Origin of the sequence: Rheinheimera metallidurans, from assembly GCF_036983985.1 — a bacterium.
GTDB lineage: Bacteria > Pseudomonadota > Gammaproteobacteria > Enterobacterales > Alteromonadaceae > Alishewanella > Alishewanella metallidurans.
Map to the genome: position 1 here is coordinate 77,309 of NZ_JALAHQ010000005.1, position 20,130 is coordinate 97,438.

Here is a 20,130-nt window from a genome sequence, read left to right on the forward strand (position 1 = left end):
CCGAAGTTGCCGTAACACTCTACGAGTGGGGGAATGAAAGCGTTTTTGCAAATTGCTTAGTGGTTTAGCAATTAGTTACGGATCATATAGTCAAAGGCACCTAATGCGGCGGTGGCGCCTGAACCCATAGCAATAATAATTTGCTTAAATGGTGCGGTAGTAGCATCACCAGCGGCAAATACGCCTGGCATTGAGGTTTGGCCGCGCTCGTCAATAATAATTTCACCACGAGATGACAGCTCTATTGCGCCACGTAACCATTCGGTATTTGGCACTAAACCAATTTGTACAAAAATACCGGCTAGTTCTACATGGTGTGCATTACCCGTTTTACGGTCGGTATAGTTAATGCCGGTTACGCGGCTGCCATCACCGGTTACTTCGGTACTTTGCGCTTCGGTAATAATGGTAATGTTGCCCATTGAATTGGCTTTTTTAACTAGTACCGCATCGGCACGCAGTTCGGCAGCAAATTCTAATACGGTAACGTGTTCAACAATGCCGGCTAGGTCAATTGCGGCTTCAATACCTGAGTTACCACCGCCAATTACCGCGACTTTTTTGCCTTTAAACAGCGGGCCGTCACAATGCGGGCAGTAAGCCACGCCCTTGCCACGATACTCTTGCTCGCCGGGTACGTTCATTTCTCTCCAGCGTGCACCTGGGCTTAAAATAATGGTTTTACTTTTAAGTACCGCGCCATTTTGCAGCTCTAGCTGTACCTTGCCATCTTTGCTTAGTTTTACTGCGCGTTGATTGTTCATAATATCTACGTTGTACTCACGTACGTGCGCTTCTAAGCTATTAACTAACTTTGGACCTTCGGTATATTTTACCGAAATAAAGTTTTCGATACCTACGGTATCTGCGACTTGGCCGCCAAAACGCTCAGCCACAATGCCGGTGTTTAAGCCTTTACGTGCAGCGTAAATAGAGGCTGCTGCACCTGCTGGGCCGCCACCAACCACTAATACATCAAAGTCTGCTTTGTTTTTCAGCGCTTCGGCTTGACGTTTTTCTGCATTAACATCAAGTTTTTGAATAATTTTTTCTAGCGTAATGGCACCTTGCGAAAATAGCTCACCATTTAGGTAAACCGAAGGTACGGCCATAATGTTTTTATCAGCTACTTCTTGCTGGAACATTGCACCGTCGATCATTACGTTAGTAATGTTAGGGTTAATGGCCGACATGATGTTTAGTGCTTGCACTACTTCAGGGCAGGTTTGGCAACTTAGTGATACATAGGTCTCAAACGCGAAGTTGCCTGGCAGCTGGCGAATTTGCTCAATAACATCGGCTTCTACTTTAATTGGGTGGCCGCCAGAGTGCAGCAGTGCTAACACTAATGAGGTAAATTCATGCCCCAGTGGTACACCGGCAAAGGTGATGTGGGTGTTGTTTGCTACCGAACGCACCAACATAGCTGGCTTGCGTGCCATAGCAGTATCATCGCGACGCAATGACACTAAATCTGATAACTCAGCAATTTCAGTTGCTAAGGTGTGTACTTCAGTTGCTTTGGCGCTATCGTCTAAAGATACCACCAGTTCAACCTGTGTTTTCAAGTTTTGTAGATAGGTTTTAAGTGTTTGCTTCAGGTTAGTATCTAACATAAAAACTCCGGAAAAATTAAGGACGACATAAATTTAAGCGTGACAAAGCCGCAGCCAGCAATAGCAGACTGTTTAATAACTATTTGGTTATATTGGCAGCGAAATACCTGCCGTGTAGCCAACCTTAGGGGTTGGTAGAGCGAAACTTAACTACTGGCCGTTAACAAGCACGGTAGTTAAGTTGCCCTGCAGTAAACTGCAGGGCAGGGTGTAGCTTAGATCTTACCAACTAGGTCCAGAGATGGTGCTAATGTTGCTTCACCTGGAGTCCATTTAGCTGGGCACACTTCACCGTCGTGATTAGCAACATACTGAGCGGCTTGAACTTTACGGAACAGTTCAGCTGCGCTGCGGCCAATGCCTAGGTCATGAATTTCAGCAACTTTAATTTCGCCTTGCGGGTTAATTACGAAAGTACCACGCAGAGCTAAACCTTCTTCTTCAATCATTACACCGAAGTTACGTGTGATAGCGCCAGTTGGGTCGCCAATCATTGGGTAATTGATTTTTTTGATAGTGTCAGACGCGTCATGCCACGCTTTGTGAGTAAAGTGAGTATCAGTAGATACTGAGTACACTTCAACACCAATTTCTTGGAACTTAGGGTAGAAATCAGCTAAGTCGCCTAATTCTGTAGGGCATACAAACGTAAAGTCAGCTGGGTAAAATACCACAACAGACCATTTACCGGCTAAATCCTGCTCAGAAACGGGTACGAATTTACCTTCGTGAAATGCAGTAGCTTTAAACGGCTTAATTTTAGTATTAATAATAGAAGACATAGTCTTACTCCTTTAGGTTAGTTCACACATCATGTTTCGACAGGAGCTATGTTACCGCGCCCATCTTAATTGTCAAAACGAATAAAACAAATTGGTTTAATCGTTTTAATTGATAACAAACAAGTCTCAACATTGTTCAGCTGGCATTTGGTAGGCGTGTGCCACACTATCTACCGTTTTTAGCCTTTTGGAGCTTAATATGTCAGTAAAATATCTTGTACCGCTTTGCTTATTAACTGTACTTACTGCTTGTCAGCAGGCCGAAGTGCCACAAGGGCAGTATCAGCAATTAACTGCCGAAAACAACGAAAAACCTTTTACTCTGCAGCTAGAAGAAAGTCGGTTATCTGGCTTTACTGGCTGTAACAATGCTATGGGTGATTACACTATTGATAAGGGCGAGTTAGTGGTTTCTCAACTGGCTAGCACCATGATGGCTTGTGAGCCAGCAGCAATGCAGCGTGAACAACAGTTTAGCCAGTTTTTACAAAATCGGCCTAAAGTAACCATAGATGGCAAAATACTGACCTTAAGCAAAGATGATACGGTGTATCAGTTTAGCGCACGTTAATTTAGTTAGGCAGCAGCTTATTCTGTTATGGCCGGCGGGTGCATGTATTTTTCTTTTAGCCGTTTATATTGCTCGCCGGCTTTTATCTCTTCAAGCGCCAGTTGCAGCTTTTTTACTACAGCATCTGGTACGGCGGGGTTTAGCGCTAAATAGTTTGCATCTATTCCGGATAGATCTAGCACGGGTTCGACCGCGTTAACGTTAACATCGTGGCCGGCAAACCAAATGGGCAAAATTAATTCAGAGGCAATAAGTAGGTCTACTTTACTTTGCAAAAACAGCTTTACTGCGCTGGCTTTAGCCGCAAGTCTTAATAAATTCTCGCTATAAGAAAAACCCTGGTCCAGCAAGTATTGTTCGTATATATCACCACTTGCAACGCCTACGACGAATTGTTTTGCCTCTTCTAAAGTGTGTGGATTAACTTCGGGCCGGCTTTTTAAGCGATACATATTGGCCGTTGAGTGAGCTAATGGCCCAACCCATTTAAATGAACGCTCGCGGTGTATATTTCGCGAGGTGGAAAATAACCCACCCTGTGAGTTTTTGCTGGCATTTTCATAGGCGCGTAGCCAAGGGTAAAGCTCGAAGTTACACACTAGCTCGGCCTTTTTACACGCTAAGCTCAACAGTTCTGTGTTTAGGCCTGTTACACCGGTATTGTCGGCATAATTATAGGGCGGAAAATGTTCGGTATAAAAAGTAAGGGGTTCGTCTGCTAGAGTAGCAAAGGGTGATGCAATGACTAACATTGATAATGCCGCTAGAATAGTTTTCATTGCACCCTTCGTGATCGTTTTTGCCAAGTTAATATGGCTTTACTTCAAATGCCATCACCGTCTATATGTAAGCCGCACTCGCGACCAAAACCATTAAAGCGTGTATCTTCTTCACTCATGCCCAACTCTAATTTTCGCGTGGAATGGGTATCACCCACTGAAACATAGCCTTGTTCCCATAGCGGATGATAACTTAAGCCATGCTGTTTTAGGTAATAAAATATATCCTTGTTGCTCCAGTCAATAATTGGCTGAACTTTTACTACGCCACGGCTTATTTCAATGATCATTTTATCGCTACGGCTACCACTTTGGCTGCGACGCAAGCCGGTATACCAACAGCCAACCTGCAATTCGTCTAACGCACGCTGCATGGGTTCTACTTTGTTAATCTGGTTATAACGTTTAAGACCTTCAGGGGTTTGCCATAACCGGCCATAATGCGCCTCTTGCCATGCCGGCGTTAGCTTGGCGCGGTATACCTTTAAATTTAGCTTTAATTGTGCGGTTAATTGCTCAATAAACTGATAGGTTTCCGCAAAAAGATAGCCGGTATCGGCTAGTACTACTGGAATATTAGGCTGCTGTTGGGTAACTAAATGCAGCATTACCGCAGCCTGGATACCAAAACTTGAACTAAGCATTGGCTTTTGCGGCAAGTTATCTAACGCCCAACGTACCCGCTGAGCTGCCGTTAGTGGCGCAAGCAGCTGGTTAGCTTGTTCTAACCATTGCTGTTGTATGTCGGCGTCTTGCGCCAAGATAGTACGAAATTTACTGTTATTCACCAGATTTATGGCCTGTTTAGCTGTGAAAGTCATCTTTGGGCACCACTACCGGCGTAACTACGCCAGCCCTTATCACAAAGTCACCAAAGCCTTCGTTACTGTTGCTGCGCTCAGTGGCCCAGAGGCCGATAAGGCGGTCTAGCGTACTCAGAATATCGGTTTCAGCCACGTTATCCAAGAATAAACGTGGAATACGAGTGCCCTCGCGGTTGCCGCCTAAATAAAGATTATATTTGCCTGGCGCGCGGCCCACTAACGCCACTTCGGCCAGCATAGTTCGGCCACAGCTATTGGGGCAGCCGGTAACGCGCAATATAATATGCTCATCAGCAATATTATGCTTAATGAGCAAGGCTTCAACTTTAGTTACTAAATCCGGTAAATAACGCTCGGCTTCCGCCATTGCCAATGGGCAGGTGGGCAAAGCAACACATGCCATTGAGTTTTTACGCAGTTTACTATGGCTATCGTCAATTAAACCGTGGGCACGGGCAATGGTGTCAATTTCTGCTTTTTGGCTTGGTACTACTCCGGCAATAATCAGGTTTTGGTTTGCGGTTATGCGAAAGTCACCTTGATGAATTGCAGCAATTTTTGCTAAGCCAGTTTTTAACGGTTTGTCAGGGAAGTCTAACACTCGGCCATTTTCAATAAACAAGGTTAAATGTTGTTTGCCATCAATGCCGTCTACCCAACCAATGCGATCACCTCGGCTGGTAAAGCGATAAGGCTTAATTGGCGCAAAGCTAAGGTTAGTGCGCGCTTCTACTTCAGCACGAAATACGTCAAGACCAATGCGATCTATAGTGTACTTAGTTTTTGCATTTTTACGGTTTGAGCGATTACCGTAGTCACGCTGCACAGTAACTACATGTTCTGCCACTTTTAAGGTGTGCTCTAGCGGTATATAACCTAACTCGTCGGCTAGACGTGGGTAGGTAGCGTTATCGCCCCAAGTCATGGCTAAACCTCCGCCAACGAGTACATTAAAGCCAATTAATTGGCCATGCTCGGCCACCGCAACAAAGCTTAAATCATTAGCGTGTAGATCAATGTCGTTATTCGGCGGTATTACCACCGCGGTTTTAAACTTACGCGGTAAATAGGTATCACCTAAAACAGGTTCTATGTCGGTCGTTTCTATTTTTTCTTCATCTAGCCAAATTTCGGCGTAGGCACGTGTTTTGGGCAGTAAATGCTCACTAATTTTTGCTGCCCACTCATACGCCTGCTGGTGCAATTCTGACTCTACAGGATTGGGCGTACAAAGCACGTTGCGGTTAACATCACCCGCGGTAGCAATGCTATCAATGCCGATACTGTGTAAAAACTGGTGCGTGGGTTTAATGTTAGGTTTTAGTACGCCATGCAGTTGAAAGGTTTGCCGCGTAGTTAAGCGCACGCTGCCATATAACGTATTGGCTGTAGCAAATTTTTCCAGTGCCAGCCACTGCTTAGTGGTAATAATGCCGCCGGGTAAACGTGCGCGCAGCATTACGTTATGCAGTGGTTCCAGCTTTTGCGCGGTACGCTCCACACGAATATCACGATCGTCTTGCTGATACATACCGTGAAAGCGGATCAGCATAAAGTTGTCGCCAACAAAACCGCCGGTAACGGGGTTGGTTAAGTCATCGCTAATGGTGCCTCGTAAATGTTGGCTGTTAGCTTTTAATTGCTCGTTACCCGACAATGCACCCGGTGCCACTAAATCAGGATTAATGGGATATTGGCTCATTAGTAAATGTCCTTTTGATAACGTTTTTCTATACGCAGCTGCTCTAAATACTGCTCTGCTTGTTCTGCTGTTTTACTACCAACCTGCTGAATTATGGTTAGCAGCGTTTGTTGCACATCTTTTGCCATCCGGTTGGCGTCGCCGCAAATATACAAATGCGCACCTTGCTCTAGCCATTGCCAAATCTCGCGGCTGTTCTGGTATAGCTTATCTTGCACATAGATTTTTTCTGCCTGATCACGGCTAAATGCCAGGTCTAGCTTGGTTAATAGGCCACTTTTTAAGTAATTTTGTAGTTCTAGTTGGTATAAAAAATCTTGGGTAAAATGTGGGTTACCAAAGAACAGCCAATTTTTGCCGCTGGCAGCGCGAGCTTCCCGTTCTTGTAAAAATGCACGAAATGGCGCAATACCCGTACCGGGGCCAATCATAATAATGGCGGTATCGTCATTCTCAGGTAAGCGAAAATTATTATTCTGCTCAATAAAAACTTTTACTTTGTCGCCCTCGGCTAAACGCTCTGCTAGAAAACCAGAAGCACCGCCTAAATGCGTGTTACCAAAAGCGTTATAACGCACCACACCCACAGTTAAATGCACTTCATCAGCTACTTCAGCCTGTGATGAAGCAATAGAATAGAGGCGGGGTTGTTGCTTACGTAGTGCGTTGACTAGCTGTTGAGCACTGATCAGTGCCGGGTGCTCGCGTACAATATCAAGGATTTGTCGCTCGTTAATGTAGGCGCGTAGCGCGGCTTTATCGCTAGCCAATGCGCTTAATGCTAGATTATTGCTGGCGCGAGCATACTTTTCGACAAAGGCGGGATAAGACTGCGTAAGCTCTAATTGCTCGGTTAATGCCTGTTGTACCGTTAGGCTAACACTGCCTAAGTTTACGGGTGTGTCCGGCGAAATAGCCGTTAACAGCAGTAGCTCACGCACTAATTGCGGCTCGTTTAAAAAGTACAAACCCAGTGCATCACCTGGCTGATAACTTAAGCCTGAATTGCCCAGTGAAATTTCAATATGACGCACATCTTTAGTGGATTGGCGGCCAGTAATTTTTTGTAGTGTATATAGCTCGGCAGCATAAGGCTTTTGCTTACTGTACTGGCTAGCAACGCCGGTGGTATCAGTACCCGGCCAAGCAATAACTTGTGCCGATGGTGTGGTGTTAGCAGTAAGTTCTGGTTCAAGTATAGTAACCACAGCTGCGCCCCAGTGGTCGGCTTCCACTTGATAATCAACGTCTAAATCGGCACGGCTTTGTACTGAAGTAGCACCAAGCTCAGTGAGCCGCTGATCAAAGTCTTGGGCAGTTTTACAAAAAAACTCATAGCTAGTGTCGCCTAAGCCTAATACTGCATATTTTAATCCCGCCAGCTGAGGCACTTTTTTGCTAAATAAAAAGTTATAGAAGCCCTGCGCACTTTCTGGCGGCTCGCCCTCACCATAGGTTGAGGTAACAATGATTAAATACTGTTCATGTTTTAATTGGCTAGTTTTGTAATCTGCCATATCCAGTACTTTAGCGTTAATACCCTTGGCTTTTGCCTTTACGGCTAGGGCCTCGGCAAGATGGCGAGCATTACCCGTTTGTGAACCAAATAAAATGGTTAAGCTGGCGCTAGCGGTAACTGCCGCGGGCGAAATGACACGTTGCCCTGCAAGTTGGGCACCCGCAGCCAGGTAGCCACTAACCCAAGCTTGTTGTATCGGGTTTAACTGGCTTACTACATTTTGCAGTTGGCTGATCTGTTGTTCAGACAGCGGGCTGGCTTGTGCAACCAATGACGATAAAAGCATAAAACACCCTGTGTTGTTATTCTTTTATCACTTTAGCCGTCTATACGTTTAAATGTACAAGAATGGATAACTCTTCTATATTCCAAAAAGTAATTAAAAAGTGCTTTAATCTAGTTTCGAAAATGGCAGTGGCTTGTAATAAATCAACTAAAAAGTGGTCAAAAAGCCCATGGTAGAGCAATACTTATTAACGGATTTTTACTTTAGTTAATATATATCAGTAAGTTAAGTTTTGGCATTAAGCTTGTAATACTAAGGTTGTAGTTAACTATAATTAATAGCTTAAAGGGCAGCCAAATGAAAACTTTACTAATCGCGATGGGTTTTGCATTAACAAGTATTAGCAATGCAGTAATAGCAGGCGAAGACAACAGCTGTAATATCAATTTTGATAAAGACATTACCATGAGCAATGAGCTGGTTAGTGTAAATGAAGCCGGCACTGAGCTGTGGCGTATTAACACGCAAGGTCAGTTGTGGATAAAAGATCATGCGGTAAATACCGATGCTTCAACCCAGCAATTGTTGTTTGATTATCAAGCCGGTATTCGTAGCCAAACGCTAGAAACCGTTGAGCTGGTTGAAGATGCACTAATACTGGCAGCCGATGCCGTTAGTAGTGTTTTTGCTGAGTTAACTGGGAATACCATTAATAGCAACCCTGCACTGCAAACTGCGTTAGAGAAGGTTAAAACTAGCACGGCAAATATCGTGGTACGCAGTGGTGAAACCATCAATATTTATGGCAGTCGTTTTAGCCATATAGACGATGCTTTTGGCAAAGAATTTGAACAAGCGATTGAAGAAGCAGTGACAAATTCGATGGGCAGCATTTTTATGATGGTGGGTAAAGCCATGATGAGCGGTGAGGGTAACTTTGAGCAACGCATGGAAGCCTTCGGCGAACGTATGGAACGCTTTGGTGAGGATTTAGAAGCTCGCCTAGATATTAAGAGTAATCTGTTAGAGCAACGGGGTAATAGTATCTGCGCTAACTTACAGCAGCTAGATGCTATTGAAACCCAAGTTCAGCGCGCTATTCCACAAATGCAGCAATATGACGTCATTGATGTAACTAGTGATAAAAATACCGCGTATTTATTTAATTAACTCTTATGTAATGTGTCCTCCAGCCACAACCTTAGCGCGCTGCTCTATCCCGACAGCGCGTCTTTTTTACTGGCTAATTTGCTCACCGCACCACCTTGCTAAAGTGGTTGCGTAACTGGCTGCCAGCTTTGCTGCCGCCATTGTTGCACTCTGCCGTCATGGCTCAGTTGATACAGGAACAACCACTGATTATCTACCAGCGCGGCAACATCGGTTGAGCTATTAATTACGCGGGTTATCGCATCAGCTGGCGCGGCAATAACCACGCTTAGCCTTACTGGCTGATGCATTAACTTACTGCCATCATGTACCGACTGCCACGCAAGCCCGGTGCGTAAATCACCGCCGTTACCTTCGAACACGCCTATATGCCCTGCCACTACATTATGCAGTAATTTATTACCGCTACCATATTTGTCTGGCGCAACCACCGAGGCGTAGTACTGCAGGTTAATCCAGTTTGTTACCACCATGGGTGCAGTCATAATGGTATATAACAGGCTAAAATCATGATCTTTATCGCTATCATAGTCATGTAAAAATACGCGGCTTTTTAAATCTAGCTGTTTGGTAAGTTGGCGCGGTGCGACAATAAAAGCGGCATTGTTGGCCAAACCCCATTCTGGGCGCAGTTGAGACCAATCGCTGCTGCGTTGTTTAAAAAAGCGCGATAGGGCGCGGTCGGTTTGTGGCGCCTGATTAAATTGTGCACCTCGCTGTTGTCGAGCCTGCGCGCTTGCTGTCGCTAGCCAGTGGTGCCACGGTGCTTGTTCTGGCGCTTGGTATACTTGCAGCTCATCAGTGGTGGTGTGGTGCAGAGCAGCATAAAACTGCGTATCTGCTGGAATTGCTATACCGTGACTAGCACCAAGCTGCTGCCTGATGGCGCTGTCGTTGAGCATTTGCGCCAGCACTTTAGCATTAACTTCGCCACTCTGACCGCCGCAGGCGCCACAATCTAATGCGGCGGCATGTGCGTTATTACAGCTACTGCTGCTATGGCCAAACAACATGACAGACGGAGCGAGATCTGTAGTTAAGCCCATGGCGTTGAGTATGCTTGCCGCTAACTGAGCTTGCTCGGCGATTGAAACGGGGTGTTGCGCGTTGAGTAGCTGCCACCGGTTATTATCAATCAGCTGATTTAGTGCATGTGGTGCTGGCGTGCGAAAGAATGCCCGTTTAACTAGGCTAACGAGTTTAGTAGGGCCGGCAGCTTCTACCATCCCTAAACTGGACGAGGCGAGATCAAAGCTTTGTTTCCAGCCAAGTGTGGCTTGGCGTGATAAGGGCGCGTTATCTGGCTTAATTTGTATTACAGTTAGCCTTGGTGCAATCAACCCTGGTAACTGCGGCCGTGGTTGTTGATTATCAGTTGCCTTATACGCAATGGGTAAACCAAAAAAGCCAGCAAAGCCTAGTGTCTGAATAGCGGGATCTTGTTGCTCAAGTGCTCGTCGCACCGGTTCTGAACGCACATCGATGCAAAACGCGGCCTGCATTACAGGACGCGTTGCTGGGGCAGTACTAAGGTTTTGCTGTTGTTGCTGTAACTGCAACAACAGCGGTTGTTGTACACTGATTTCTAAGGCGCGTTGCCACACTTGGCGCAAACACTGCACTGCTTGGGTATGTTGTAACAGGCTTGCATACTGTTTGCCTTGTCGCTGCAGTGCAGGTAACACCTCGTCGTGTTTGCTGTTATGTTGCACACTGTGTAGCCATAGCACCCGGTCCCAGCCCAGTAACATAAATAACAGCTGACACACGGCTGCATGACCTGTATTGCCTTGTAGTTGTTGCTGCCAGTCGAGAAAAGCTTGCCAGCCGGCCCAGCCTGACATGCCCTGTAGTAGTGTTTCAACATAGGCTTGCTGACTTTGTTCATCTGCCCCCCAGCTACTCAGCCAAGGGTGTATTTGCTCAAGTAACAACAAGGGGTCATCAGGTAGCGCGGCAAATAAGTCATTAAGATTAGTGCCAGTGAGTACCTGTAGCCCCTTATCCTGACGCACTACGCTAAGCCAGCTTTGATAAGCATGGTTTTTACTATCGGCTTTAACACTAAAGCGTTCAGGGTATTGATGGTATAACGCCAAAAACTGGCTGAGTTGTTGCACAATAAGCGGCTGCCACGGCAATTTATCCGGCTGTTGTATCTGGCTGGATAACAACTCACTTAAACGCTGCCATTGGTTTGTTTCCGAGGGCCTTGATAATGCGCTGCTCGCCTCAGCCACGCTGATTGTCAGTTGGGCTTCATCTAACGCTTGGCGTAAATGTGTGGGCATTATTTGTCGGTTTAACTGTGCTAAATACCAATCGGCGTTCATCAAGCAGTCGGTGCCGGCCAGCAGTTTTTGCTCTGCACATATTACCGCAAAGGGGCGCTGGCGCTTTTGCCACCAAGGGTTAACGGCAATCATCTGATCAAGCGGCCATTGCGGTGCAATTTGGCTGGCGGCGTTAATAATTAGGTTGCAAAGCTTGTTGTCAGATCTTGCTACGCTGTGGGTTATCGCACTCATTTTGCCTCCTGTAATGCAGGCACTTTGTGGCAAGCCTTGGTGTGAGCCGTATACGGCCAGATTTTTAGTGTAATACGCGTTGTCCATTCATCTAGATAGCCGCCGGCATTAAGCCAGATAAAAACTTTATTTATCGATTTTCGATGGCTTTGATACCGTAACAACAGCGTTAGCATAAACAAACCGACAAAAGCGACACTGCTCAGCATATCGGCTGCCAGCGTTACGCTATGGGGCGTTGGCATAACCGGTTGTAATAGCGTTTTCAAACTAAAGTATAAAATGAGTAAGCCAATAGCGTATACCAGCGCTAATAGTACACGCGCTGGGCGTCTGTTATCGGCAAGCTGCAGTGTCGGTACTAACAGCACCGTTATGGCTAGTATCAATAATACTGCGCTGCTTAGGCTTGATAATGGCAACACTTGCTGTGTAAGGCTTACCAGTGCCACCGCCAGTAGCAGTGACACGAGCCAGTGCCGCGCACGAGGATGAGCTTGTTCGGCAAGTTGAGCAGCCAAATAGTGGTTCACGGCATTGCCACTGTGTAAAAAAGCATAGGCTTTGTAGCAGGAGTGCGCTAACAGGTGCAGCAGCGCCAGCGTATAAAGACCAAGGGCAATCTCTACCAGCATTAAGCCCATTTGTGCCACTGTAGACCAGGCTAGACGCACCTTTATACTGATACGTGTGCTTACCACCAGCGCCGCGACAATCGTGCTACCCAGCGCAGTAACCAGCAGTATAAAGCTGGCTATGGGACTGCAGCGCAGCAGGGGTAAAAACAGTAATAACAAAATGCCGCCCAGATTAATAATACCCGCATGCAATAGTGCCGATACGGGTGTAGGCGCTTCCACCACCTGTATTAACCAGCCATGCAGCGGTAATTGCGCGCATTTTAGCAGTGCTACTAGCACCATTAATATTGCAGCGCTGTGTAGTATTAAACTACTTGGCGCACTAGCTAGCATAGTGTTGATAGTCGAGATATTGGCAGTACCGAAATGTAAATAAAGTAGGGTAAACGCAATCGCTAGCAGCACTTCACTGAGCCGAGCGCTAAGTGCTTTTTTTTGGGCTGCTAACTGAGCCCGCGGCCGCTCTGGGTAGAATAATAACAGCTGATGCAGCGCCAGGCTGATGGCCAGCCAACCTAGCCAGAATAGCAACAAATGATTGCTAATTAGGGTAAAAACGACTGCGCTTAGTGTAAACGCTAGCGAGCGCATAAACCTTGGCTTATCGGGCTCTCCCGTCAGTGCTACTGAGCTGTAACGCCAGATCACCAGCGCGAGTAACGCAATCAACGCCAGTAATACCAACTTAAAAGAGTTTACAGAAAACAATGTTTGCATAGTGCACCCTGAGCTGGAATAAACTGGCTCTATTGTGTGCAGTGCACTATCATAAGTAAAATACATAATAAAAGACTAATCGTTCACATAAAGAGAACTATGAGCCGACTAAACTACCATCACCTGTATTATTTTTGGCAGGTTGCTAAAGGCGGTAACCTAACCGAAACCGCGCAGCGGCTGCATATTTCGCAGTCTGCTTTGTCGGCGCAAATTAAACAGTTAGAACAAAGCATGCGGGTACAGCTGTTCTTGCGACAGGGGCGTAAACTGGTGCTGACCGATAGCGGTTATCACACACTGAAATATGCAGAAGATATTTTTAGTCGTGGCGCCGAGCTAGAACAGCTGCTGATAAACGGCGCGCAACCACAACATAGCCCAATCCGCATTGGTACCTTGGCAACGATGTCGCGTAATTTTATCGAAAGCTTTATCGCACCGCTATTGGCCACAGCAGACAGCCGCTTTAGTTTATTATCGATGAATCAAACTACGCTGCTTAATGCGCTGGCACAGCATCAACTGGACTTAGCGCTCAGCAATGTTGCGGTACAAGCTAACGATAACCAACTGTGGCAATGTCGTTTGTTAGCGCGTCAGCCCGTCGCCGTAATTGGCGCTCCTGGTAAAGCGCTTAGTGACAATCTGGCTAGCTATCGGCAACAGCGCTGGGTATTACCGCCGGTACAAAGCTCCATCCGCATGGCGTTTGATGCCTTAGCTGCTCAGTATCAGTTGCAACCCGACGTTATAGCTGAAGCCGACGATATGGCAATGCTGCGCTTACTGGCCCGTGATAGCGGTGCCCTCACGGTTATTCCCGATGTTGTGGTAAAAGATGAGCTAAGCAGTGGCCGTTTGCACAAATACCTCACCTTACCTCAGGTATACGAGAATTTTTATATTATTACCACGCAACGTGAATTAACCCATCCGCAACTGAACCGGCTATTACAAGCCTATACTGCGACCGCGTTATAACATGCCAAGCTGATTGACCGCGTTGTCTACGATAAGTTAATGTGCAGGCTAATAATTGTTAAGGAGCAAATTACGTGAATATTGCTACGCTGTGGATAGTTGCTGGCATAGTACTTATTTTGTCTGAATTATTGGCTACCAGTATAGTGGCGGTATTTTTTGGCATTGCCGCTATTATCGTTGGTTTGTTACTTAATTTTGGCCTGATAGAAAGCTTCAGCCTGCAGTTTTTATTGTTTGGCATATTATCGCTACTGTTACTATTTAGCGCCCGAGGGCGGTTTAAGCGCTGGTTTGTCGGTTATACCGCAGATAGTGGTGAACACCCGTCACGTTTAGCAAACGATATAGGTAGCCGTGTTACTGTGCATGCGGATTTCAGCCAAGGCGCGGGCCGAGTAGTACTAAATGGTGTGCAATGGGATGCACAATCAACTGATCTACTAAAGGCCGGTGATGTGGCCTGGGTAGTGGCTAATCAGGGCATTAAATTAGTGGTATCGGCCACTAAACCGGAATAACCACAGTTATAAAACTAACCATCTATTTTAAGGAGTAAACTTGATGGCTCAAATTGATATTAATACTATTTTAATGGCGGGTTTTGCCCTAGCCGTTATTATTATGATCGTAAAAACCGCGCGCGTAGTGCCGCAAAAAAGTAACTTTGTTATTGAACGTTTAGGTAAATATTCGCGCACGCTAGATTCAGGCTTTCATATTCTTATTCCATTTATCGACAAAGTCGCCTACATACACAGCCTAAAAGAAGAAGTGATCGATGTGCAGCGCCAAACCTGTGTTACGCGCGACAATATTCAGGTAGGCATTGACGGTATTTTATATTTACAGGTTATTGACCCACATAAAGCGAGTTACGGTATTAATAATTACCGTTATGCGTCGGCGCAACTTGCGCAAACCACCATGCGTTCTGTTATTGGCCAAACCGACCTAGATAAAACTTTCGAAGAACGGGCAAAAATTAACGAAGAAGTAGTTAAAGCATTAGATGAAGCTGCTGCGCCTTGGGGAGTAAAAGTACTACGTTATGAAATTGCCGATATTGAACTGCCACTGAGCATTAAAGATGCGCTTGAGCAGCAAATGCGTGCTGAGCGAGAACGCCGTGCCGCTATTGCTAGATCAGAAGGTGAGCGACAAGCGATGATTAACGTATCTGAAGGCCAGAAGCAAGAAGTCATCAATTTGTCTGAAGGTGACAAAATGCGGCAAATTAACGAAGCGGAAGGCCGAGCCCGTGAAATTGAGTTAATTGCTATAGCTACCGCTGAGGGCCTGCGCAAAATTGCTGAGGCTATTAATCAGCCAGGCGGTTCGGAAGCCGTTAGCTTGCGCGTTGCCGAGCAATATGTAAAAGAGTTTGGTAACTTGGCCAAAACTAACAACACCATGATAGTGCCAGCAGAATTAGCTAATATCGGCGGTGCGGTGGCGGGCTTAACCGAAATATTAAGAGTGGCGCAGCCACGAACAAAATAAGCCAGCATTAACACGTACTTGGCTTATTAAAAAATTACGGCGTAGTTTTTCAGTGCGCCGTAATGCCTTTTATTCAGTGCTTGATTATTAAAAGCTTATAGCTGATCTGACGTGGGTAAATCTTTAGCATCAAATTTTTGCGTTTTTTCCGCCAGTAATGCAGTTAGCTGCTGTTCTAGGTTTTCTACCTTTTCGCGGGTGCGTAGTAACACTTGGCGCTGCACGTCAAACTCTTCACGGCTAACAAAATCCATATCGGCAAGCTTATTTTGCAGCACCTGTTTTACCTTAGCTTCAACATCATCAGCAAACTGACGTACTTGTGGTGGAATAGCATTACCAATTTGTTTGGCGATATCTTCAATTTTTTTCGGGTCGATCATGTCACTCTCCTGTGTCGCATCAGTTACTTGCGATGTTTTCTGCAACTATTAGCCTTATTCTACAGGCCAGAACTATAATCGCGAATGATATTTAGCGGCAATTTTCGTTACAATGCCTACCTTGAGTTAAGGGTGAGTCAATGAAGTTAAATCCGCAACAAAATGCTGCTGTTAAATTTATCTCTGGGCCATGCCTAGTGCTAGCTGGTGCTGGCAGTGGTAAAACACGGGTTATTATTAATAAAATTGCCTATTTAATTCAAGAGTGCGAGCTGCCCGCTAAATATATAGCCGCAGTTACCTTTACTAATAAAGCGGCGCGTGAAATGCGGTCACGTATCAACCAACAGCTACCGAAATCAGCTACGCGCGGCCTAACTATTTCTACTTTTCACACGTTAGGTTTAGAGATTTTAAAAAAGGAATATCGGCATATTGGCTATAAAGCCAATTTTACGCTGTTTGACGACCAAGACAGTATGGCACTGTTAAAAGAGCTAAGCGAAAAGGATATTCAAGGCGACAAAGATTTACTGCGCGCACTGCAAAGTAAAATAAGTAATTGGAAAAATGAATTAACCCTGCCGGCCAAGGCGCTGGCCGAAGCAACCGATGCACAAAGCATCAGCTTTGCTAATTATTATCAGCAATATACCCAGCAACTTAGTGCTTATAGCGCACTTGATTTTGATGATCTTATTTTAATGCCAACCTTATTGTTTCAGCATAATGAAGAGGTGCGCACTAAATGGCAGAAAAAAATTCAGTATCTATTGGTCGATGAATACCAGGATACCAACACTAGCCAGTATCAATTAGTGAAATGGTTGGTGGGTGAGCGCCAGCGCTTTACGGTGGTAGGTGATGATGACCAGTCTATTTACTCTTGGCGCGGTGCGCGACCACAAAACTTAGCACTGTTAAAAACAGACTTTCCAAACTTGAATGTAATTAAACTAGAGCAAAACTACCGCTCGGCAGAACGCATTCTAAAGGCGGCGAATATTTTAATAGCCAATAACCCGCACGAATTTGAAAAGCAGTTATTTAGTGAAAACGGCTATGGTGTGCCGTTAAAAGTGTTGCCGTGCAAGCACGAAGAAGATGAGGCCGAAAAAGTAGTCGCCGAAATTATTTCGCATCGTTTTATTAATCGCAGCCAATACCGTGATTACGCCTTGTTATATCGTGGCAACCATCAGTCGCGGCTATTTGAAAAAGCCTTAATGACCAACCGGATACCTTATAAAATTTCAGGTGGCACTTCGTTTTTCTCTCGCAGTGAAATTAAAGATGTGATGGCTTATTTGCGCTTGGTGGTTAACCAAGATGACGACAATGCACTGCTGCGCATTATTAACGTGCCTCGGCGTGAAATTGGCGCAGCAACATTGCAGCATATTGGTAATTTAGCCAATGAAAAACAAATAAGTTTGTTTGCCGCGTGTTGCGACAGTGAATTGTCGATGCATCTTTCAGCGCGTTCGCATAACGCGGTAACTCAGTTTGCTAAGTGGATAGCCAATATTGCTGATAACGTGCAGCGCGCTGAACCAGCAGAAGCGGTGCGTGACCTTATTCGGCAAAGCCATTACGAAGCCTGGTTGTTTGAAACTAGCACTAGCCCTAAGGCTGCAGAAATGGCGTTGAAAAACGTTAATGAGCTGTATCGCTGGATTAGTGAAATGCTGCAAGGCAAAGACGATGAAGAACCCATGACCTTACCCGAGGTCGTTACCCGTTTAACACTGCGCGATATGATGGAGCGGCAAGAGCAAGAAGATAACGCCGACCAAGTGCAGCTGCTAACACTTCATGCGTCTAAAGGTTTAGAGTTTCCTTATGTATTTATGGTGGGTATGGAAGAGGGCATTTTGCCGCACCAAACCAGCATAGATGAAGATAATGTTGAAGAAGAGCGGCGTTTAGCCTACGTGGGCATAACTCGAGCGCAGCGCGAGCTTATTTTTACCTACGCCAAAGAGCGTCGTCAATTTGGTGAAACCATACGCCCAGAGCCAAGTCGGTTTTTATATGAGCTCCCACAAGATGATTTAGAGTGGCAAAAAGCTGCGCCGGTAAAAACCGCGGAGCAACAGCAACAATCGGGTTTAGCGCATATTGAACGCTTACGGCAGATGCTGAAAAACCATAGTTAATGTAGCGGCTAATTGGTTTAAATGGTTTTTAACGCCTGCAGCATTTGTTCGCGCATACTTTCGGTAAAAATAACGAAACGGTTACGGCCTAACGATTTCGCCTGATACATGGCGGCATCGGCATCGCGCAGCAGCGCTTCAGCCTTGGTGTGGTCATTCTGAAAGTAGGCTATACCGATGCTTGCACCAGAAAGCACTTCTTGGCCGTGCAGCAAGAAGGGTTCGCGTACTTTTTCGATAATACGCTCTGCAACATCTTCGGCATCGGCATCTACCAGTAAACTGGTTAACAGCACCACAAACTCATCACCGCCTAAACGTGCTACTAGGTCGTGTTCGCGCACGGCGCTAAGTAGGCGTTTGCTAACTTCGGCTAAAAAAGCATCGCCAACATGATGGCCAAGTGTGTCATTAATTAATTTGAAACGGTCTAAATCGATAAATAGTAACGCAGCATGCAGGTTGGGTTGGCGTTTACCCAGTGCAAATTGCTGCTTTAGCTGCTGTAAGAACATTTGTCGGTTAGCAAGGCCAGTGAGCGCATCGTGATTAGCTTCGTAAAATAGTTTTTGTTCAGCTTTTTTACGCTCTTCTACCTGCAGTCGCAGAAATAAATTGGTTTGTCTTAACTCTCTAGTGCTTTCGAACACCTTGCGTTCAAGCTCTTCTTGCTGGTGTTTTTGTTGCTCAGCGGCTAGCTTACGTTGAATGGCAACGGCAATGTTTTGCGACACAAACTTAAGAATATTTAGCTCGTTTTCGGTATAGCTATAACTTGTATCATACGACTGCAGTGCAATAACACCGATAACTTTTTGTTCAATAATCAAGGGTGCGCCGAGCCAACTACTTGAGTTATAACCGGATTGGTTTGCCGGGCTGGAATCGCGATGAATTTCACCACTCTCTATTAGTTTATTAGCGGTGGAGCTGTCTATTAACTTTGCGTCGGCGCAGCGTATAACATATTCAGTAAAGCCGCGGCTAAGTGCGCGCTCTCGTGCTGATACGGAATACTGATCTAAATAAAACGGAAAGGTTAGTTTACTATTGTCGGCGCTGAGTAGCGCAATATAGCAGTTTTCAGCAGGCATTAAACCCGATAATACCTTGTGCATAGCCTGATAAAAACTACTCATATCACGGCTGCTCGCCGTTAATTCAGATATACGATATAGCGCAGCTTGCAGCTGTTCTGCGTTGGTGCGTTCTTTAATCTCTTTTTGTAACGATGTGTTGATATTCTGCAGTTGCTTAGTGCGCTGGCGCACCGTGTCTTCCAATAGTTCGCGGCTTTTTACGCGGTCTAGCGCCGTAACGGTGTGTAGGCCAATGCTAAAGAATAAATCGATATCAGAGTCGGTATACAGTTGCTCTGCGTTATAAGACTGTATTGCCATAACTCCGATAACCTGATTGCCGCGACATAGTGGGATACCCAGCCAGTGCGCACATGGCGAACCAAGTGCTTGAATATGTCCTTGGGCAATAAGCTGGTTAAACTCGGTGGTACCACACAGTAAAGGTTTACCCGTGCGGGCGACGTAACCGGTTAAGCCGCTAGCAAATGAGCTGGATGGCAACTGAGAGATGGTTAGCTGATCTTTTTCATCAGAAAAATACTGTGGCGAAAATTGCTGACTTTCTTGATCGTAAAATACAACATAGAAGTTTTCAGCGAGTAATAGCTCAGACACCATTTTATGAATAGCAGGATAAAACTCCCGCATATCGCTAATAGTGCTAGCTAGTTCAGACAAACGTAACAGCGCACCCTGGGTAATGTACGCTTGCTTATAGCGCTGCGCTAATAGCGTTAGGCGGCGCAGCTTGTTTTGTGCTTGTCTGAGAATTTTGTTCAGCTTTGTTGATTCGTTCAACCCTGACTCTTGTTATTATTAATTGTCTAAATGACTTTTTTAGTTATGCACATTATGCACAATGTTTGACCACATGGAAGAGAAATTCACCAGCCTATTGTTTTTTGCATACGCTCGTTTAGGGCTAGTTGCCGGCAAAACAAAAA

16 protein-coding genes are annotated in these 20,130 nt (G+C 45.5%); 6 read left to right on the plus strand and 10 right to left on the minus strand.

Annotated features, from left to right (window positions below; genetic code table 11):
• Window positions 1-71: 71 nt before the first annotated feature.
• Window positions 72-1,616 carry an alkyl hydroperoxide reductase subunit F gene (gene ahpF, locus MN199_RS13075; RefSeq protein ID WP_132586257.1) on the minus strand — a complete coding sequence of 515 codons (1,545 nt, stop codon included), beginning with the start codon at window positions 1,614-1,616 and terminating at the stop codon, window positions 72-74.
• Between the two features lie 215 nt (window positions 1,617-1,831).
• Window positions 1,832-2,398 carry an alkyl hydroperoxide reductase subunit C gene (gene ahpC, locus MN199_RS13080; RefSeq protein WP_132586254.1) on the minus strand — a complete coding sequence of 189 codons (567 nt, stop codon included), beginning with the start codon at window positions 2,396-2,398 and terminating at the stop codon, window positions 1,832-1,834.
• 199 nt (window positions 2,399-2,597) lie between these two features.
• Between ahpC and MN199_RS13085 the strand changes: the two genes are divergently transcribed.
• Window positions 2,598-2,969: an META domain-containing protein gene (locus tag MN199_RS13085; protein WP_335739728.1), complete on the plus strand. Its 372-nt coding sequence runs from the start codon at window positions 2,598-2,600 to the stop codon at window positions 2,967-2,969.
• 17 nt (window positions 2,970-2,986) lie between these two features.
• Here the strand turns inward: MN199_RS13085 and MN199_RS13090 are convergent, their stop codons facing one another.
• The 4 genes from MN199_RS13090 to MN199_RS13105 are packed head-to-tail and all read right to left on the minus strand — an operon-like array spanning window position 2,987 to window position 8,079.
• Window positions 2,987-3,748 carry a substrate-binding periplasmic protein gene (locus tag MN199_RS13090; protein ID WP_335739729.1) on the minus strand — a complete coding sequence of 254 codons (762 nt, stop codon included), beginning with the start codon at window positions 3,746-3,748 and terminating at the stop codon, window positions 2,987-2,989.
• Between the two features lie 44 nt (window positions 3,749-3,792).
• Window positions 3,793-4,569, minus strand: a complete 777-nt coding sequence (locus MN199_RS13095) for a phosphoadenylyl-sulfate reductase (RefSeq protein ID WP_132586245.1) — start codon at window positions 4,567-4,569, stop codon at window positions 3,793-3,795.
• A complete protein-coding gene (gene cysI / locus MN199_RS13100; RefSeq protein ID WP_335739730.1) occupies window positions 4,553-6,274 on the minus strand; it encodes an assimilatory sulfite reductase (NADPH) hemoprotein subunit in 1,722 nt (573 codons plus the stop codon). The genes MN199_RS13095 and cysI overlap by 17 nt, the downstream gene beginning before the upstream one ends.
• Entirely contained in the window at window positions 6,274-8,079 is a 1,806-nt protein-coding gene (locus MN199_RS13105; RefSeq protein ID WP_335739731.1) for an assimilatory sulfite reductase (NADPH) flavoprotein subunit, read from the minus strand. The genes cysI and MN199_RS13105 overlap by 1 nt, the downstream gene beginning before the upstream one ends.
• Before the next feature lie 297 nt (window positions 8,080-8,376).
• On the opposite strand from MN199_RS13105, the gene MN199_RS13110 reads away from it, so the two are divergent.
• On the plus strand, window positions 8,377-9,189 hold the full coding sequence (locus MN199_RS13110; RefSeq protein ID WP_335739732.1) for a DUF2884 family protein: 813 nt from the start codon (window positions 8,377-8,379) through the stop codon (window positions 9,187-9,189).
• 98 nt (window positions 9,190-9,287) lie between these two features.
• Here MN199_RS13110 and MN199_RS13115 read toward each other — a convergent pair whose 3' ends face one another.
• Window positions 9,288-11,717 (minus strand): DUF2309 domain-containing protein, encoded by a 2,430-nt coding sequence (locus MN199_RS13115; RefSeq protein WP_335739733.1) that lies wholly within the window; start codon window positions 11,715-11,717, stop codon window positions 9,288-9,290.
• Window positions 11,714-13,075 (minus strand): NADH-quinone oxidoreductase subunit L, encoded by a 1,362-nt coding sequence (locus MN199_RS13120; protein ID WP_335739734.1) that lies wholly within the window; start codon window positions 13,073-13,075, stop codon window positions 11,714-11,716. The genes MN199_RS13115 and MN199_RS13120 overlap by 4 nt, the downstream gene beginning before the upstream one ends.
• 99 nt (window positions 13,076-13,174) lie before the next feature.
• On the opposite strand from MN199_RS13120, the gene MN199_RS13125 reads away from it, so the two are divergent.
• The 3 genes from MN199_RS13125 to MN199_RS13135 all read left to right on the plus strand — a co-directional run bounded on the left by MN199_RS13125 (window position 13,175) and on the right by MN199_RS13135 (window position 15,562).
• On the plus strand, window positions 13,175-14,059 hold the full coding sequence (locus MN199_RS13125) for a LysR family transcriptional regulator (protein WP_132586227.1): 885 nt from the start codon (window positions 13,175-13,177) through the stop codon (window positions 14,057-14,059).
• Between the two features lie 74 nt (window positions 14,060-14,133).
• A complete protein-coding gene (locus MN199_RS13130; RefSeq protein ID WP_132586224.1) occupies window positions 14,134-14,580 on the plus strand; it encodes an NfeD family protein in 447 nt (148 codons plus the stop codon).
• 43 nt (window positions 14,581-14,623) lie between these two features.
• On the plus strand, window positions 14,624-15,562 hold the full coding sequence (locus MN199_RS13135; protein WP_335739735.1) for an SPFH domain-containing protein: 939 nt from the start codon (window positions 14,624-14,626) through the stop codon (window positions 15,560-15,562).
• Between the two features lie 95 nt (window positions 15,563-15,657).
• Here the strand turns inward: MN199_RS13135 and ubiK are convergent, their stop codons facing one another.
• Window positions 15,658-15,945 (minus strand): ubiquinone biosynthesis accessory factor UbiK, encoded by a 288-nt coding sequence (gene ubiK / locus MN199_RS13140; RefSeq protein ID WP_132586218.1) that lies wholly within the window; start codon window positions 15,943-15,945, stop codon window positions 15,658-15,660.
• 140 nt (window positions 15,946-16,085) lie between these two features.
• Here ubiK and rep point away from each other — a divergent pair, with 140 nt between their 5' ends.
• A complete protein-coding gene (gene rep, locus MN199_RS13145) occupies window positions 16,086-18,104 on the plus strand; it encodes a DNA helicase Rep (RefSeq protein ID WP_335739736.1) in 2,019 nt (672 codons plus the stop codon).
• 17 nt (window positions 18,105-18,121) lie between these two features.
• Here rep and MN199_RS13150 read toward each other — a convergent pair whose 3' ends face one another.
• Window positions 18,122-19,984 carry a sensor domain-containing diguanylate cyclase gene (locus MN199_RS13150; protein ID WP_132586212.1) on the minus strand — a complete coding sequence of 621 codons (1,863 nt, stop codon included), beginning with the start codon at window positions 19,982-19,984 and terminating at the stop codon, window positions 18,122-18,124.
• Window positions 19,985-20,130 lie beyond the last annotated feature (146 nt).